17 protein-coding genes and 1 riboswitch are annotated in these 17,087 nt (G+C 70.2%); of the genes, 9 read left to right on the top strand and 8 right to left on the bottom strand.

Annotation, left to right across the window (positions count from 1 at the left end):
- Positions 1-60: 60 nt before the first annotated feature.
- The 4 genes from ACFO0C_RS26725 to ACFO0C_RS26710 form a co-directional block, all read right to left on the bottom strand.
- Entirely contained in the window at positions 61-402 is a 342-nt protein-coding gene (locus tag ACFO0C_RS26725; RefSeq protein ID WP_378069435.1) for a hypothetical protein, read from the bottom strand.
- 1,135 nt (positions 403-1,537) lie between these two features.
- Complete coding sequence (locus tag ACFO0C_RS26720) at positions 1,538-2,791, bottom strand: hypothetical protein (RefSeq protein WP_378069434.1); 1,254 nt, start codon at positions 2,789-2,791, stop codon at positions 1,538-1,540.
- Positions 2,791-3,372, bottom strand: coding sequence for a pentapeptide repeat-containing protein (locus tag ACFO0C_RS26715; RefSeq protein ID WP_378069433.1), 582 nt, complete (start codon positions 3,370-3,372; stop codon positions 2,791-2,793). The genes ACFO0C_RS26720 and ACFO0C_RS26715 overlap by 1 nt, the downstream gene beginning before the upstream one ends.
- 33 nt (positions 3,373-3,405) lie before the next feature.
- Positions 3,406-4,410 carry an aldo/keto reductase gene (locus ACFO0C_RS26710; RefSeq protein WP_378069432.1) on the bottom strand — a complete coding sequence of 335 codons (1,005 nt, stop codon included), beginning with the start codon at positions 4,408-4,410 and terminating at the stop codon, positions 3,406-3,408.
- A 38-nt stretch (positions 4,411-4,448) separates the two neighbouring features.
- Here ACFO0C_RS26710 and ACFO0C_RS26705 point away from each other — a divergent pair, with 38 nt between their 5' ends.
- Together ACFO0C_RS26705 and ACFO0C_RS26700 are read left to right on the top strand one after the other, a co-directional pair.
- Positions 4,449-4,904, top strand: coding sequence for a hypothetical protein (locus ACFO0C_RS26705; protein ID WP_378069431.1), 456 nt, complete (start codon positions 4,449-4,451; stop codon positions 4,902-4,904).
- A 16-nt stretch (positions 4,905-4,920) separates the two neighbouring features.
- Positions 4,921-5,127, top strand: coding sequence for a hypothetical protein (locus tag ACFO0C_RS26700; RefSeq protein ID WP_378069430.1), 207 nt, complete (start codon positions 4,921-4,923; stop codon positions 5,125-5,127).
- Here ACFO0C_RS26700 and ACFO0C_RS26695 read toward each other — a convergent pair.
- The 3 genes from ACFO0C_RS26695 to mgrA are packed head-to-tail and all read right to left on the bottom strand — an operon-like array spanning position 5,082 to position 7,588.
- Positions 5,082-5,870 carry a nucleotidyltransferase domain-containing protein gene (locus tag ACFO0C_RS26695; RefSeq protein ID WP_378069429.1) on the bottom strand — a complete coding sequence of 263 codons (789 nt, stop codon included), beginning with the start codon at positions 5,868-5,870 and terminating at the stop codon, positions 5,082-5,084. The genes ACFO0C_RS26700 and ACFO0C_RS26695 overlap by 46 nt on opposite strands.
- Positions 5,871-6,542 carry a nucleotidyltransferase domain-containing protein gene (locus tag ACFO0C_RS26690; protein WP_378069428.1) on the bottom strand — a complete coding sequence of 224 codons (672 nt, stop codon included), beginning with the start codon at positions 6,540-6,542 and terminating at the stop codon, positions 5,871-5,873. It abuts the gene before it with no gap.
- Positions 6,543-6,559: 17 nt separating this feature from the next.
- Positions 6,560-7,588, bottom strand: a complete 1,029-nt coding sequence (gene mgrA, locus ACFO0C_RS26685) for an L-glyceraldehyde 3-phosphate reductase (protein ID WP_378069427.1) — start codon at positions 7,586-7,588, stop codon at positions 6,560-6,562.
- 15 nt (positions 7,589-7,603) lie between these two features.
- Positions 7,604-7,691, top strand: a riboswitch (glycine riboswitch).
- Between the two features lie 77 nt (positions 7,692-7,768).
- Here mgrA and gcvP point away from each other — a divergent pair.
- Positions 7,769-10,618 (top strand): aminomethyl-transferring glycine dehydrogenase, encoded by a 2,850-nt coding sequence (gene gcvP, locus ACFO0C_RS26680; RefSeq protein WP_378069426.1) that lies wholly within the window; start codon positions 7,769-7,771, stop codon positions 10,616-10,618.
- A gap of 114 nt (positions 10,619-10,732) precedes the next feature.
- On the opposite strand, the gene ACFO0C_RS26675 is transcribed toward gcvP, so the two are convergent.
- The gene (locus ACFO0C_RS26675) at positions 10,733-10,933 is read right to left on the bottom strand and encodes a DUF5999 family protein (protein ID WP_093621362.1); all 201 of its coding nucleotides are present in this window, start codon (positions 10,931-10,933) and stop codon (positions 10,733-10,735) included.
- Between the two features lie 119 nt (positions 10,934-11,052).
- Here ACFO0C_RS26675 and ACFO0C_RS26670 point away from each other — a divergent pair, with 119 nt between their 5' ends.
- From ACFO0C_RS26670 to ACFO0C_RS26645, 6 genes are all read left to right on the top strand, one after another.
- The gene (locus tag ACFO0C_RS26670; protein ID WP_378069425.1) at positions 11,053-12,303 is read left to right on the top strand and encodes a chorismate-binding protein; all 1,251 of its coding nucleotides are present in this window, start codon (positions 11,053-11,055) and stop codon (positions 12,301-12,303) included.
- A 175-nt stretch (positions 12,304-12,478) separates the two neighbouring features.
- Complete coding sequence (locus ACFO0C_RS26665) at positions 12,479-13,021, top strand: sigma-70 family RNA polymerase sigma factor (protein ID WP_378069424.1); 543 nt, start codon at positions 12,479-12,481, stop codon at positions 13,019-13,021.
- Positions 13,022-13,042: 21 nt separating this feature from the next.
- A complete protein-coding gene (def, locus tag ACFO0C_RS26660) occupies positions 13,043-13,531 on the top strand; it encodes a peptide deformylase (protein ID WP_378069423.1) in 489 nt (162 codons plus the stop codon).
- Entirely contained in the window at positions 13,528-14,199 is a 672-nt protein-coding gene (locus ACFO0C_RS26655) for a class I SAM-dependent methyltransferase (protein WP_378069422.1), read from the top strand. The genes def and ACFO0C_RS26655 overlap by 4 nt, the downstream gene beginning before the upstream one ends.
- Positions 14,200-14,414: 215 nt before the next feature.
- Entirely contained in the window at positions 14,415-15,587 is a 1,173-nt protein-coding gene (locus tag ACFO0C_RS26650; protein WP_378069421.1) for an FIST signal transduction protein, read from the top strand.
- Between the two features lie 2 nt (positions 15,588-15,589).
- On the top strand, positions 15,590-17,047 hold the full coding sequence (locus ACFO0C_RS26645; protein ID WP_378069420.1) for a diguanylate cyclase domain-containing protein: 1,458 nt from the start codon (positions 15,590-15,592) through the stop codon (positions 17,045-17,047).
- Positions 17,048-17,087 lie beyond the last annotated feature (40 nt).

The raw sequence follows: 17,087 nt of genomic DNA, 5'->3' as shown, positions 1-17,087 counted from the left end.
GTATTCGTGTCGCCGTCCGGACGGCCGGACGGCGGGCCGGGTGCCGGCGTCGCGGGTTTGTCAGGCGGCGGTGCGGCGGCGGAGGCGGGGATGGCGTGCCTCCCACGCGGCACGGACACCACGGGGCAGGTTGAGCTCCGGCCAGACCCGCACCAGCGTCGCGCCGTCGAGGTGATTGCGCAGCTCGTCGACACGGATCGCCTCGCGGAGCACGTTCTCATACATCCACAGCAGCATCGTGTGCTGGCTCAGATCGAAGGCACGCTGCGGCTGCCACCAGAGGCGCAGGGGCAGCTCGGCGAACCCGGCGGTAGGCCCGCACAACTCGCCGAGAGTCCCCGCCACGACCACCGGCCGGTGCGGCCGGGCGAGGTGTGTAACGGGGGCGGCACTCACAGACATGCCATCAGCGTAAACCGGCACACCGTACGGAAGGCAAACGCCTAGAGTCCTAGGATGCCTAAGAGGGTGTGATCTTGGCGTCACACTTACGCTCGAGGTATCCACGTAGCCCGATTCGCGGCCGTGAAATGGGGTCGTCGACCCCTCGTGAGGACCGCGAAATGGGTCATCGCCGCTTCTGTCGCCGCTTCCAGCCTCGGAAAGCGCTGACAGCTTCAGGGGGCGTGCCGCAACCCGCGGCGCTCGGGTGCAGCGAGACTTGCCGAACTGATATGAAGTGGCGCCCCTTTCGCGTCGTTCCAGATATTGGAGATGGCGTCCCTTTCGTGTCGTTCGGCGTTTGAAGTGGTGTCCGTTGTGCGTCGTTCGGCGTTTGAAGTGGTGCCCTTTGTGTGTCGTTCGGCGTTTTGAACTGGCGTCCATTTCATATGGTGACGGGCAATAGTGACCCTTTCGTATTTCTTTGCCACCAACGCCGACTGGCGTACATATTCGCTGGCCGTGTGCATGTATCGTCGTGATCACGAGGATCAATGCACGCAATCCACGAATCGTTTGCATTCATCCTCGTGACAGCACAATGCCGCGCATCAGGGGTTCCGGGGATCGGCTGGACCGGATCGGGTGATCGATATCAAACACGAACGGACGCATAGGCTGAAGGGCCGTCTTGATCCGTCAGGCTGAGCGACATCCCTGTATCCAAAGGGTCATGGGATGCCTGCTTGTGCGGTGACCGTCGACGTTTGCCGGGTCGGTCTTGGCCGATCTTGACCGGCTCACCACCGGAAACGGTGGCAAAACGGTCAAGATCCGGGCGGGGTGACCCGGAAACGGTCGACAGTCACCGCACTGGGGGCGATCGACTGCCATCCGGACCCGCTACTTCGGGCGTTCACTGACCGGCCCACGAAACCGTGATTCGCGTCGTACCGGCAGCGCGTCGTACCGGCGCTGCGTCGGCCGAGCATCATGTCGGTCGGGCGCTGCGTCGGTCGGGCATTGCGTCGTTCCGGTGCTGCGCTGGTCCAGCAAGGCGCCGTAACAGCGACATGCTGAATTGGGCACCGCCTGGTCGTGACTGCGTGCGGTGTGATGACCGCGGGTGGTCACGGCCGGCGACGGTGGGCGAGGGTCAGTTGCCGAAGGCGATGATCGGGTGGTCGTAGGAGGCTGGGCATTGCATGATGTTCAGGTCCCAGCCCCGGCCGATGCAGATGTCGGTGATGTAGCAGTCGGTGCCCGGGGGATCCTGGGGCGGCCGCCAGCTCTCGCCGTCTCCCCACTCGCCGCTGGCGACGGCGAGCAGTAGCCGCATCTCGGCGCCGCACTCCGTGCACTCCCACTCCCAGACGTCGGGCACCGAGCAGTCCGCGAAACCGCCGACCTTCCACCCGGGGGCCAGCGACAGGTCGGATTCGTAGGAGAAATCCTCGTCGAGGTCCTCCTCCCACTCGTTGATCCGTTCGCACAGGTCGGGTGGCAGCACGTCCGGTGGTGGGTACTCCACGATGTGCTCGGGGTGCACTGCACAGGCCGTCGGCAGGTAGTCGTCTCGGACCACCGGTGGGTCGGGTGGCACGGTGAGCGGGCCGATGATGTCGGTGGTCCGGCGCCAGAGCACCCGCACCCGTGGGTTGTAGCCGTCGTCGGGATGGTCGAGCGGGCACCACAGGACCTGGAGCAGGTCACGGTCGTCCGGACCGATGAAGTCGGGGATGTCGCGCCGGTAGAGCTGGGCGACCGGAATCAGCGGGATCGGCTGGGCGACCAGCTCGTGGGGCTCGGAGAAGTCCCACCCGGACATCTCGTCACGCTCTGCGGCGGTCAGATTACGCCCCCGGGCTGCCGCCTGGATCTCCCGGTCGCGGCGGACCGTCGCCGGTTTGTGGAGCTGGTGCACGTAATGCTTGTCGCCGTCCTGGCAGAACGGCCACGGCTCGTCGGCCGGCCACAGCAGCGGCCCGCCGACCGAACTGTCGGCCACCGTCGGCGCACCCGGCCGCGGATGCAGCCGGGTCGTCGTCATCGCGAGCGCCCGCAGCTCGGGAAAGTGCGCCGCGATGTCGAAAGGCCGCGGCGGAGTGGTACGGGATCCGCCGGGCGCCGGAGTGCTGAAGGGCGCCGGAGTGATGAAGGACGCCGGAGCGCTGGTGGATGGCCCGGTGCTGGAGGACGCCGGAGCGCTGGTGGATGGCCCGGTGCTGGAGGACGCCGGAGCGCTGGTGGATGGCCCGGTGGTGAAGGGCGCCGGAGTGCTGGAGGGTGGCGCGGTGCTGGAGGACGGCGGAGTGTCGGCGTGGCCGTCCGGTGGTGAGACGGTGAACGGCTGCGGATCGCGGGCGTCGCCGGACGGTGGTGGCGGGGAGGCCGGGGATGTGGGGGACATCAGGCGTCCCGGATCTGCAAGCCGAGCGCCATCGCCAGCACCACCGCCTGGTCGGCGGTGATCACCGCGTCGCGTAGCTCCAGGTTGCGTGGGTCGAAAGCGTGCAGGTCGGTGCCGCGCAGGTCGCAGCCGGTGAAGTCGGCGCCGGTCAGCTGGGCGGCGGACAGGTCGAGGTTGCGCATCGTGCCGTTGCGGCAGCGGACGGCGGTCAGGTCGGCCTCGCGCATCCGCACCCCGGTGAAGGTGGCGCTGCCCAGGTCGGCGCGGGGCATGACGATGAACGACCAGTCACCGCCGTCGACGGTGGTCAGGTCGAAGACGCACCCCTCGAAGCTGCTCCCGACCGCCTTGCAGTTGGTGAACGTGGCGTCGAAGAAGTTGCAGTTGACGAAGCGACAGTTCAGGAAGGCCATGTCGACGGCCTGCGCGCAGTTGAACCGGGCGTCGCGGAACACGCACTCGGAGAACTCGACGCCCTCCAGGTCGGTCTCGCACAGGTCCAGCCCGGAGAACTGGACCTGCTCGTGCCGGCGCAACTTGCCGGCCCCGGCATCCCAGTCGGCGGTGGTGATGGTCTTCACGAGCGGCAGCCTAAACCCGGCGTACGACAGAAATCAGCGACGCCGCGGTGACCTGGCCAGATAAGCGTGCGGGTAGGGGAGTGGCTGTGCGCCGGCGGCGGTCAGTTGTTCCATGTGCTTCTCGTCGAGGCTCCAGCCGGTCGCGCCCAGGTTGTCGGCGAGCTGGTCGACGGTGCGGGCGCCGACGATCGGGGCGGTCACCCCGGGCCGCTGGGACAGCCAGCGCAACGCCACCTGGGCGGGGCTGCGGCCGAGCGTGGAGGCCACGTCGATGAGGGCGTCGGTGACGGCCCAGACGCGCTCGTCGACGCTGTCCTGCCAGTTGCCGAGCCACGGCTGCTTGTCGCCGTCCCACCGGCTGCCGGCCGGCGCCGACGTCATGCCGCGCCGGTATTTGCCGGTCAGCCAGCCGCCGCGCATCGGCGACCACGGGATGATGCCGACGCCCTCGTTGCGGCAGACCGGGACCAGCTCGGTCTCGATCTCCCGGTCGATCATGTTGTAGAGGGGCTGGGCGGCCACGAACGGTTCCCAGCCGCGGAACCGGGCGACGTCGACCGACTTCTGCAGCTGCCACGCGGCATAGTTGGACACCCCGAGATGCCGGACCTTCCCGGTACGCACGAGCGTGTCCAGCGTCGACAGGGTCTCCTCGACGGGTGTCGTCTCGTCGAAGCAGTGCAGCTGGTACAGGTCGATGTAGTCGGTTCCGAGCCGTCGCAGGCTGGCGTGCACCGCGGAGATCAGATGTTTGCGCCCGCCGCCGTGGTCGTTGCCGGCGTCCCCGGTCGCCCAGAACGCCTTGGTCGCGATCACCAGCGAGTCCCGCCGCTGCCGTGCCAGCCAGCGTCCGATGATCTCCTCGGAGGCGCCGCCCGCGTACACGTCGGCGGTGTCGATGAAGTCACCGCCCGCCGAGACGTAGTGGTCGAGGATCGCGTGGGAGGCGGTCTGGTCCGCCTCGTTGCCGAATGTCATCGTCCCGAGGCACAGCTCGCTGACCCGAAGTCCGCTGCCCCCGACGTACCGGTACTCCATGTCCCCGATCCTTGCAGCGCACCCGTAGATTCACCACCGTGACACGGATGTTGCGGGCCATCGGGGAGTGGGCCGAGCCGCTGGCCGAGAGCTGGCCCGACGTGTGCGCTTTCGTCACCGGCGAGGGGCCGGACCCGGAGACGGTCGCCTATCTGCGGTCGGGCACCGTGTTCGTGGTGCGGATGACCCCGTGGCGGTGCGATCTGTGTGGTACAGCCAACGGTCAGGCGGTGCTGACCGACGGCGTGGACTACACGTGGCCGGAGGGGCTGGCCCACTACGTCGAGGCGCACGGTGTCCGGTTGCCGGTGCGGCTGCGGGGCACGGTGCCGCCGGTCGATGTCGGCTGGTTCGAGAACGCGCCTGCTCAACACCGGCGAGGTGACGATCGACGGAACCTGGTGGCAGGCTCGGCGGCGCGAGCCGGCGCGGCACCTTCCGGGCTGCTTCCGCAGCTCGGAGCGGTGCTGGTGGAACCTGCCGGCACATGCTGACATCTGGGTCGACGGGGTGGCGGACGTCGCGACGATGGCGCGGTTGCGGCGGCACTTCGGGGCGGACTGGCCGTTCGACGGGCTGCGCGACCGGATCGCCGCGCAGCCGTTCCTCGTCGAGCGTGCCGGCCGCCCGGGCGAGCTGAACCGGGTGGAGGGTCTGCGCGACTTCCTGTTCTACGCGACGCCGGACGGGCTGCTGCCGGTGGTCACCGAGGCGTGACCCAGGCGGGTGCGCACGACGAGGTCGTTCAGTGCGTCCACGGCCGCCGGGTCGGCGTACCCCGGAAGCTTGCTGTTGTCCCTCGCCTCTTCGAGCTCGGCGCGCAGCGCGGGTATGTCGGCCGCGAGATGTGCCGCCGCCCGCGCCGGTAACGGGCCGTGTTCGGCCTCGCGCTTGATGGCGATGAGTTCCGGCACGTAGGCGAACCGTTCACCGAGGATGCCGAGGTCGCATTGCAGTTCTCCGGTGCGCATCAGGTGGATGCCGGTGAGGAGCACGCGAAGGGTGTAGAGAGCGGGCTTGAGCTGCCCGATCTTGTGGTAGAGCCGTTCCTGCGTGGCCGCGAACCCGAGGTAGTGGTGCGCGTGGTTGCTGGTGATCAGCCCGGGTGCCAGCTCCCGTAACGAGGCGTGGACGTCGGAGGTGACGACCACGAGCGGTGACAGCAGCTGTTCCAGAACGTATCCGTTGCGGCTGTTCAGGAGTTTTGCGAACTTCAGCAGGTCGTGGCTGACGATGTCCAGTTCGACGCCGTCGCGGATGCCGGAGTGCTCGATCGTGTCGGGGCCGGTGCGCAGCCCGACGACCTCGGCCGGCGGCAGCACGTGCGAGGCGCGCAGGTCCAGGTCCGAGTCGACGGAGGCGAACCCGTACAGGTGTGCGCCGCTCACGGTGGCGAAGAGCAGGGGATACGGCAGTCCGGCGGCGGCGTCGGCGGCCCACTGCGGCACGACGGTGGTCATTCAGAGATTCCTTTCCCGTACGGCTACCAGCACCCGGTCCACGGCGGCACGGTCCGGGGCCGGGGGGAGCGACGTCGAGGCGGCCGCGTCGGCGAGTTCCTCCTGGAGTCGCCCGGCCCACGCGGACACCTCGTGCCAGGGCCGCTCCCCGTGCTTGATCGCCAGCAGTTCCGCGCGGCGGTCCGACACGTCGACGAGCACTTCGCCGGTACGCAGCACGTGTATCCCGGCCATCAGCAGCCGGACCATGTGCATGGCCTGCTTGAAGTTGATCTCCCCGGTCCGTTCGTACCGGTTGGCGACCTTGGCCAGCTGGTCGCGCGCGTAGCTGCCGTAGGTCTCGGCCAGCCGGGTCGAGAGGAACGCGCCCCGGACGCCGGTGAGGGCGTCGCCGTCGGCGTTGTGGAAGGTGACCAGCGGCGACCACAGCACTTCCAGGACGGTCGGGTTGGCCTGGAGCGCGAGCGTGCAGAACCGCTCGATCTCCCACGAGAACTGCTCCTCGGCGGGCCCGTCCAGGTGGGTGGGCGGCTTGTCGAGGGTCCAGAAGTCGCGGGTCGGCGCCACGAACACACCCCGGCGGTCGTGGTCGGAGTCCGGGCCGTCCAGGCCGTACGCGCGGGACCCGACCACGACCGCGAGGGCCGTGTGCCGTTCGACGAGCTCGATCATGAGCCCGGAGGATACGGTCAGAGTTCAAGGACCGTCGCGTCGATTTCGTCCAGCTCACTCTGGTCGAGCGCCGGGTTGCCGAGCGCGGCCACGTTGTTCTCCAGCTGCTGCACGCTGGACGCGCCGATGATCAGGCTGGTCATCCGCTCGTCGCGCAGCGCCCATACCAGCGCCAGCTGGGCGAGTGTCTGCCCGCGCCGCTTGGCGATGTCGTTGAGCGCGTGCAGCCGGCCCAGGGTCTTGTCGTCCAGGGCGCTCTCGTTGAGGAACACGCTGGTCCGGATCCGCGAGTCGTCGGGGATGCCGGTCAGGTAGCGGTCGGTGAGCAGCCCCTGCTGGAGCGGGCTGAACGCGATGCAGCCGGCCCCGACGTCGGCCAGCGTGTCGAGCAGCCGGTCGTGCTCGATCCACCGGTTGAGGATCGAGTAGGACGGCTGGTGGATCAGCAGCGGCGTGCCCAGTTCGCGCAGGATCTCGGCGGCCTTGGCGGCCTGGGCGCTCTTGTAGTTGCTGATGCCGACGTAGAGGGCTTTGCCGGAGCGGACGATCGCGTCGAGCGCGGTCATCGTCTCCTCCAGCGGCGTCTCCGGGTCGGGCCGGTGGTGGTAGAACACGTCGACGTAGTCGAGGCCGAGCCGGGCCAGCGACTGGTCGAGGGACGACACCAGGTACTTGCGGGAGCCCCAGTCGCCGTACGGCCCGTCCCACATGGTGTATCCGGCCTTCGTCGAGATGATCATCTCGTCGCGGTGGGCGCGGAAGTCGGCGTCCAGGATGCGGCCGAAGTTGGTCTCGGCGCTGCCGGGCGGCGGTCCGTAGTTGTTGGCCAGGTCGAAGTGCGTCACCCCGAGGTCGAAGGCACGGCGGACGATGTCGCGCTGGCGGTCGGCGGGACGGCCGTCACCGAAGTTGTGCCAGAGGCCCAGGCTGATGGCGGGGAGCTTGAGGCCGCTGCGACCAGCACGCCGGTAGATCATGTCGGCGTAGCGGTCGGCGGCAGGGAAGTACGTCACATCGCACACCCTAGGACTCCCGATCTTCCCCATGCCCGCTGGTAGGTTGGTCGCAGCGCGGGAGAGTCCGTTCACACGGCGCCGAAGAGGCAAATCCTCCCCGGAAACTTTCAGGCAAAAGGACCGCGCGGGTTGGCAACTCTGAAATGCCCGCAATCGGGGTATGACAGAGGGGGAGGTTGCTTCTCGACCTTCTCACGCCAGGAGTCGCCCATGACGTCCCCGTTCGTTTCCCGGCACATCGGCCCGGACCCCGACGAGCAGACCCAGATGCTCAAGGCGATCGGGTACGGCTCGGTCGAGCAACTGATGGACGCGGCGATCCCGGAGTCGATCCGCTTCCACGGTGACCTCGATCTGCCGGCCGGGGCCTCCGAGGAGCAGACGATCGCCGAGCTCCGGTCGATCGCCGCCCGCAACGTGCTGGCCACCCCGATGATCGGGCTCGGCTACTACAACACCGTCACGCCCGCGGTGATCAAGCGGAACGTGCTGGAGAACCCGGCGTGGTATACGGCGTACACGCCGTACCAGCCGGAGATCAGCCAGGGCCGTCTGGAGGCGCTGCTCAACTTCCAGACCATGGTCACCGACCTGACCGGTCTGACCACCGCCAACGCGTCGATGCTCGACGAGGCCACCGCGGTCGCCGAGGCCATGACGCTCGCGCGGCGCGCGTCCAGGAGCCGGAGCAGTGTGTACGCGGTGGACGCCGACACGTTCCCGCAGACGTTGTCGGTGCTGCGCACCCGGGCCGAACCGCTCGGCATCTCCGTGGTGATCGTCGACGTCGACCACGACGAGCTGCCGGAGGACTACTTCGGCCTGCACCTGCAGTACCCCGGCGCCTCGGGTGCGGTGCGGGACCACGCCGCCCTGGTCGAGGCCGCCCACGCCAAGGGCGCCCTGGTCACGGTCGCGGCCGACCTGCTGGCCCTCACGCTGCTGCGGTCCCCGGGCGAGATCGGCGTCGACATCGCCGCCGGGACCACGCAGCGGTTCGGCGTACCGCTGGGCTTCGGTGGCCCGCACGCCGGATATCTGGCCGTGCGCGCCGGCCTGGAGCGGTCGCTGCCCGGGCGTCTGGTCGGTGTCTCCAAGGACGCCGACGGCAACCAGGCCTACCGTCTCGCCCTGCAGACCCGTGAGCAGCACATCCGCCGGGAGAAGGCGACGTCGAACATCTGTACCGCGCAGGTGCTGCTGGCCGTGATGGCCAGCATGTACGCGGTGTATCACGGACCGGCCGGTCTGCGTGGCATCGCCGAGCGCACCCACCGCCTGACCGCTCGCCTGGCCGCCGGTCTGCGGATCGTCGAGGGTGTGACGGTCGTGCACGACGGTTTCTTCGACACTGTGCTGGCCCACGTGCCGGGCAAGGCGTCGGCCGTGGTGCAGAACGCCGCGAAGTACGGCATCGACCTGCGCCTGGTCGACGCCGACCACGTGTCGGTGTCCTGCGACGAGACGACCACCGCCGCCGAGCTCCAGCGGGTGTGGGACGCGTTCGCTCTGGCCGTCGCCGGTAACTACCTCTGTGTGAGCAGCGATGCTCTCGACGCGGCCGCCGGCACGCCGATCCCGGCCGGGCTGGAGCGCGGCACCGGTTACCTTTCGCACCCGGTGTTCAACACCCACCACTCCGAGACGAGCATGCTGCGCTACCTGCGCAGGCTCTCCGACCGTGACTACGCGCTGGACCGGGGCATGATCCCGCTGGGCTCGTGCACGATGAAGCTGAACGCCACCACCGAGATGGAGGCCGTCACCTGGCCGGAGTTCGCGAACATCCACCCGTTCGCGCCGCGCAACCAGGTCGAGGGCTACGAGCACCTGGTCGCGCAGCTGGAGGCGTGGCTGGCCGAGATCACCGGTTACGACGCGGTCAGTGTGCAGCCGAACGCGGGTTCGCAGGGTGAGCTGGCCGGTCTGCTGGCGATCCGCGGCTACCACCGGTCGCGGGGTGACGAGCACCGTGACGTCTGCCTGATCCCGTCCAGCGCGCACGGCACCAACGCGGCGAGCGCGGTGATGGCCGGCATGCGGGTCGTGGTGGTCGCGTGTGACGCCGACGGCAACGTGGACCTCGCAGACCTGGACGCGAAGATCGAGAAGCACCGTGACCAGCTGTCGGCGATCATGGTGACCTACCCGTCGACCCACGGCGTCTACGAGACGTCGATCGCCGACCTGTGCGCGAAGGTGCACGAGGCCGGCGGCCAGGTGTATGTGGACGGCGCGAACCTGAACGCGCTGGTCGGCTACGCCCGGCCGGGGAAGTTCGGCGCCGACGTGTCGCATCTGAACCTGCACAAGACGTTCTGCATCCCGCACGGCGGCGGCGGTCCCGGTGTGGGCCCGGTCGCGGTGGGCGCGCATCTGGCCGAGTTCCTGCCGGGTGACCCACTGGAGCAGGGCGATCACCACGCGGTGTCGGCTGCGGCGCACGGGTCGGCGGGCATCCTGCCGATCTCGTGGGCGTACATCCGGATGATGGGCCCGGACGGTCTGGCGGCGGCGACGGCGTCGGCGGTGCTGGCGGCCAACTATGTGGCGGCGCGGCTGCGCGAGTACTACCCGGTGCTCTACGCGGGGGAGAACGGTCTGGTCGCGCACGAGTGCATCCTGGACCTGCGGCCGATCACCAAGGCCACCGGCGTCAGTGTGGACGACGTGGCGAAGCGGCTGATCGACTACGGCTTCCACGCGCCGACGATGTCGTTCCCGGTTGCCGGCACCCTGATGGTGGAGCCGACCGAGAGTGAGGACCTCGCGGAGCTGGACCGCTTCATCGCCGCGATGATCGCCATCAAGGGCGAGATCGACCGGGTCGAGGCGGGGGAGTGGCCGTCGGGCGACAACCCGCTGGCGAACGCGCCGCACACGGCGTCGGCGGTGACGGCTGACGAGTGGACCCACCCGTACTCACGCTCCGTGGCCGGTTTCCCGGAGGGCGTGGACCGGACGGCGAAGTACTGGCCGCCGGTTCGGCGTATCGACGGGGCCTTCGGCGACCGGAATCTGGTGTGTTCCTGTCCGTCGCCGGAAGCTTTCGAGGACTGACCCGCTCAGGGCTCAGTTTTTCCCGTTGCGCAGGTCGCGGTCGTCGGTGATCGCGGCCTGCGCTGCTTCCGTGGTCCTCGATTGACTACGCTGCGTCGCGTGTCGTGGGGTGTCTCAGGCAGCCAGGGCGTGCACGGCCGGTCCGCGGTGCGGCTCGATCGTGGTGCCGTCCGGCAGCAGCTCACCGGTGTCCTCGAAGACGATGACGCCGTTGCAGAGCAGGCTCCAGCCCTGCTCCTGGAAGGTCGCGATGATGCGGGCGGCCTCACGGTCGGTGGCGTCGGCTGGGGGGCAGGTGATCAGGTGCTGGCACATCGGTTAACTCCGGTTGGGGGCTGTGTGAAGGTTCACATTTGCGGTGACGAACGTTACCTCACATCGAACGACACTGGTTCAACCCGGTGACGGCGTCGGCTCGCGGATCCTCGACTCCCATGCTCCACGCCGGAGCGGTCGTCGACCACTGTCCGCTACCTCCGATGGGCCGTCCGCCGGGCGCTCCGGTGGGCTGCCACGCACGTCACCACGCGTTAAGCGCCTTTCGATGGCACCGGGGTGATCCCGGTGACCCCGCCGAGCTTGTGGCCGGGTTCCTCGCCGACAACGGACTACCGGTGCGTAACCTCGGCCGAACGGGTGACAAATACCAGACGATCGGCGCTGGCGAGATCTGCGGGGCATCACTCTACGTGTCCGCCGATGCCGGGGCCGTGATGGCAGGCGGTGTCATCGGATCGCGCTCTCCTGTGCCCTGCATTCCCGATGTATACGCCGTCGTTTACCGACATGCCCGGGATGTCACACCGTCCGGTGACATGTCGGGCCAGCCGTGGACTCCCGTTCCGGCCGGCCCCGCACCGGACCGCCCCGCGTCCTGGAGCCTCGGGCCGTGGCGGGAGAGCTGGACCCGGGCCGGGCACTCCCGGGCCGTCGAGCAGGTCCGCGAGGCCATCGGCCGCGGCGACGTCTACCAGGTCAACATCGTCGGGCACGCGTCGGCGGCGTACACCGGGGACCCCGGGCCGGCGCTGCGCCGTGTCGCGGGACTGGCCGGCGCCCGGTACGGCGGGGTCCTGACCGGCGACGGGTGGGCCATCGCCACCGCCTCCCCGGAGACCCTCATCGAGGTCCGCGACGGGCGGGTCGTCACCCGGCCGATCAAGGGCACCCGCCCGGCCACCGCCGCCGGCCGCCGGGAACTGCTCGGCTCGGCCAAGGAACGCGCCGAGCACGTGATGATCGTCGACCTGGAACGCAACGATCTCGCCCGTCTCCCGGGGACCGGGCCGGTGCGGGTGGAGGAGCTCTTCGCCGTACGCGAATGGTCGGGTCTGTGGCAGGCGGAGTCGGTCGTGACCGCGGACCTGGACCCCGACGTCGGCCTCGCCGAACTGCTCCGGGCCGTCTGCCCCGGTGGCAGCGTCACCGGCGCCCCCAAACTCGCCGCCCTGGACCGCATCGCCGCGCTCGAACCGGTCGGCCGGGGCGTCAGCATGGGCGGCCTCGGCTGGATCGGCCACGACCACCTCGACCTGGGCCTGACCATCCGCACCGTGGCCGTCGACGGCTCCCGCGCCCACGTCTGGGCCGGCGGCGGCATCACCATCGACAGCGTCGCCGTCGCTGAAGTGGAGGAGGCCGCCGCCAAGACCGGACCGGTACGAGCCGCGCTGCGCGGCCGCTGACCTGCACAGCCTGCTCATAGCGATCTCCGAGCCGTCTCTACCGATTGCGTGCCACTGTCGGCATCCGCCCCCACGAGTGGGGGTTGAGCGCGTACTTTGTGTCCGCGCGGCACCGAGACGGTCCACAGTGGCACCCTGCGTGCCCGGTGGCTGGCAGAGAGACGAGATCGCGGACATGCTTGAGCTCCTCGACCACCCGGTCGCCCCCATCAGGGTCACCATCGGGCCTGTGCGGGCCGATTTCGCGGGCTTCGCCCACGACACCCGCGCCCGCCTGCACAGCACCGCCTTCCAGCTCTGCCGCGACTGGCACCTCGCCCAGGACCTCACCCAGACCGCCCTGGCCAAGCTGTTCCTGAGCTGGGAACGCGCCGTCGACAGCGACAACCTGGTGGCGTACGCCCAGAAGGTCCTGCTGCGCGTCTATCTGGACCATCGGCGCCGCCGCAGCTCCACCGAGAGCCTCACCGGGCAGTTGCGCGAACCGGCCTACTCGATCAGCCCCGAGCTGCGGATCACCCTGCTGGACGCGCTGTCCCGGCTACCCGTGCGGGACCGGGCCATCGTCATGCTCCGCTACTTCGCCGACCACAGTGTGGAACAGGTCGCCCAGGAGCTGGACGTGCCGATCACCGTGGTCAAGTCGCAGACCCGCCGGTCACTGATCAAGTTGCGGCACATGCTCCTGACCGAACGCCCGGCGCTCTTCGCCGCGTAACGACCGGATAGCCTGGCAGGCATGACAGTTCGGCCCATCCGGCTTTACGGCGACCCGGTTCTGCGCACCCCCGCCGACGAGGTCACCACATTCGACGCGAGTCTGCGTGAGCTGGTCCGCGACCTGGAGGACACCGTCCGCGAGCCGGGGCGCGCCGGTGTCGCCGCCCCGCAGATCGGCGTCAGCCTGCGGGTCTTCTCCTACAACGTCGAGGGTGTCGTCGGGCACCTGGTCAACCCGGTGCTCGGCGACTTCGACGGTGAGCAGACCGATGAGGAGGGCTGCCTGTCGCTGCCCGGCCTGGGCTATTCGACGACGCGGTCGCTGTCGGTGGTCGCCCGTGGCTTCGACCAGCACGGGGAACCGCTCGTCATCGAGGGGACGGGGTTCCTGGCGCGGGCCCTGCAACACGAGACCGACCACCTGGACGGGCGTCTCTACGTCGACACCCTGACCGGGGACGTGCGGCGGCAGGCGCTGCGCGAGATGCGCCGGGTCCTGCCCCGATGACCTCGCCATCCGGGGCCTCCTCCTCGGCGGGCGACGCGCGACGGCTGGCCGCGGCCTCCCTCGCGGCCGGTGACCCGACCGGGTGGTTCGAGGACCTCTACGCCGAGTCGCGGGCCGGCCGCGCCGAGGTGCCGTGGGACGTGCCCGCGCCCAGTGCCCACCTGCGGGCACTCGATCTCCCCGCGGGTGACGGGCGGCGGGCGCTCGTGGTGGGTTGCGGTCCCGGCCGCGACGCCGAGTACGTGGCGGCCCTCGGCTACCGGGTCACCGCCTTCGACATCTCGGCCACCGCGATCGGCCTGGCCCGCGAGCGGCATCCCGGTACGACGGTCGACTACGTGGTCGCCGACCTGCTCGACCCGCCGCCGCCGTGGGGGCAGGCGTTCGACCTGGTCCTGGAGAGCAACAACGTCCAGGCCCTGCCGGCATCGATCCGGGCCACCGCGATCGCCGCCGTCGGCACGTTCGTCGCGCCCGGCGGCACCCTGATCGTGCTGGCCGCCGCCACCACCCGTATCGACAGCGACGGTGACGGGCCGCCGTGGCCGCTGACCCGCGCCGAGGTCGACGCCTTCGCCACCGGTGACCTGCGCCCGGTCTCGGTGACCCGGGTCGACGCCGTGGGGACGACGCTGCCGACCCGCTGGAGTGCCCTCTTCCGGCGCTGACGGGAGCAGCCGCGTGAGGGGCGGGACGGGCCCGGGAACCTCATCCGGATCGGTGGGCGGGTGGCCGTATCCCTGCCCGGTCCTGAGGCGCGGCTGGGCCGCCTGCCGGGAGAGAACCGGAAAGTTTCGGGCCGCAGGCGTTCAATCGGCCGGATCGCGGTCGATAGGGAGTCGGAGGGGTCTCGGCCGGGCGGGCCCGCGGATCGGGAGTGATCATGGTGAACAGCGTCGACGTGCGCAGCGTCGGGCAGGGCAGCAGCACGCACGACGACCCGCGGACCGCGGCGCGCAACTGTGTGGGCGCCGCCCTGGCCGGGCGGGCCCCCGCGCCGGAGGACCTGGTGATCGTGCATCCGACGATCGAGTACGAGCCGCTGGCCTTCTTCGAGGCGGCGGCCGAGGCGGCGGCACCGGCCCAGCTGGTCGGATGCACCGCCTACGGCGGCTTCACCGCGGCCGAGAACGTCGCCCGCGGGGCCGTCGCGCTCTACGTTCCGGCGGCCGACCTCACCTTCGGGATCGCCGCCGTCGACTCGATCAGCGGTGACCTGCGGGGTGCCGCCCGGCGCGTCACCGAGGCCGCCCGCGAACAGGCCGGCGGCGACGCCGAGCACTCGGTGCTGGTGATGCTCTCCGACGGGCTCGCCGGCGACCAGCGTGAGGTGGTGCGCGGCAGCTACGCCGTCACCGGTGCGACGGTGCCGATGGTCGGCGGGGCGGCCGCCGAGAACGTGACGATGAGCCCCACCTACCAGTTCGCCCACGGCAAGCTGATGTCCAACGGTCTCGTCGCCGTCTGGATCGACTCCCCGCGACCGCTGGGCATCGGGGTCGCCCACGGCTGGCACCCGATCGGCGACCCGATGACGGTCACCCGCGCCGAGGGCAACATCATCCACGAGATCGACGGCCGGCCGGCGGTCGACGTCTACCTCACCCAGCGCGGCGGTGTGGCCGACGCCGGGGACGCCAGCTTCGCGCGGCTCACCTACGACCACCCGCTCGGGCTGGCCAACACCTCGGGCGCCTTCGACGGACGGCACATCCTCGGGCGCACCGACGACGGCGCCCTGATCATGTTCGGACACGTCAGTGAGCAGTCGGTGGTCCAGGTCCTCGGCGGCGACCACCACGACCTGGTCGACGCCGCCGGCACGGCCGCCACCACCGCGGCCGGGATGCTCGACGGCCCACCCCGGGGAGCGCTCGTGTTCAGCTGCACCGGCCGGGTCGCGCCGCTCGGCGAGGCCCTCCGCGAGGAGCCGGCCGCGATCGACGCGCGGCTGGGCGGTGTGCCGTTCGCCGGGTTCTTCACCTACGGCGAGTTCGCCCGGGTGACCGGGTCGACCGGGTTCCACAACGCCACCGTCGTCGTCCTCGCCTTCTGATCATGGGGGGAACGCCCGACGACGAGATCCGCAAGCTCCGCGCCGAACTGGCCACCTCCCGGGCGGTGTCGGCCCGCGCGCTGGCCCGCGCCACCCGGCTGGCGCAGCTCGTCACCGCCCTCGGCAAGGTCACCGAGGTCGAGGACGTCCTGGAATGCGCGGTGTGCGAGGTCGCCGAACTGTTCGACGCCGACGTCGCGGCCGTGCTCACCCCGTCCGGCGGCGGCCTGACCCTCGGCGCGCAGTGGGGGATCGCGTCCCGGCACGTGCCCCGCGGCACCGTCGAACCGCCCGCCCCCCTGCAGGGGCTCACCCCGGCCGTGCCGGTGTCCGCCGCCGCGGCCGCCGACACCGTCCTGCCGGAGTGGCTCGCCGCCAGCGGGCCCCGGCAGGTCGCCTGCGGTCTGCTGACGTCACGGGGCGAGGCCCACGGCTACCTGATCCTGGCCCGCCGGGAGGACCGGCCCTTCGACACCGCCGACATCCAGGAGCTGATCGCGGTGGTCAGCCGGATCGCCGTCGCCATCGACAACGGCCTGCTCTACCGGCGCACCCAGGACCAGTTGCTGCGGCTGCAGCGGCTCAACACCGTGACCGCCAGCCTGGCCGGCATGGTCGACGTGTCGACCGCCGCCCGCAACATCATCGAGACGATGATCGAGCACGTCCCGGTCGCCGGTGCGGCGATCTACGTCAGCGACGCGTACGGCGAGGAGCTCGCGGCCGGCGCCGGCGCCGACTGGCCGCGGGTGCTCGACGACGAGATGACCGGCGTTCCCGGCGGTACCCTGTCGATCGACCTGTGCATCCAGAACCCGAACGCGGGCCGTCTGCTGCTCACCGGCATCCCCGCCGACGGCACCGACGCCCGGTCCTTCCTCGATCACCTGGCCGACGTCGGTGGCCTGGTGCTGGAGAAGGCGCTGCTGTTCGGCCGGATCCGGATGCAGGCGGAGACCGACGTGCTCACCGGCATGCCGAACCGTGCCTACTTCATGGAGACGCTGGCGGCCTCACTGACCCGGCTGCGGCAGTCCGGCGGCGACATGGCGGTGCTGTTCATCGACATGGACGGTTTCAAGGCGGTCAACGACACGTACGGCCACGACGCCGGCGACCAGCTGCTCATCGCCACGTCCCAGCGCCTCAACGACACCACCGGGCTGCGGGGTGTCGCCGCGCGGCTCGGCGGGGACGAGTTCGTGATCGCGTGCACCGACGTCACCAAGCCGGAGGCCGAACTGCTGGCCGGACACATCCAGGAGGCCATCGACCGGCCGTTCCTGCTGCCGCTGCCGGGCCGCACGGTCGAGGTCACCGCCGGATGCAGCATCGGCCTGGGACTGGCCGCCGAGCACGGTTACGACGCGTCGTTGCTGCTCAGCGCGGCGGACGCGGCCATGTACACGGCGAAACAGCTGCGCCGGGCCGCCCGCCGGGCCCAGGTTCCGGCACGCTGAGGGACCACGCGGCGATGCCCGTACGGGCGATCGCCCCGAT

Origin of the sequence: Actinoplanes subglobosus (assembly GCF_042650585.1) — a bacterium.
GTDB lineage: Bacteria > Actinomycetota > Actinomycetes > Mycobacteriales > Micromonosporaceae > Actinoplanes > Actinoplanes subglobosus.
Note: the sequence above shows the minus strand (reverse complement) of the source record. Positions and strands in the feature narration are given on the sequence as shown.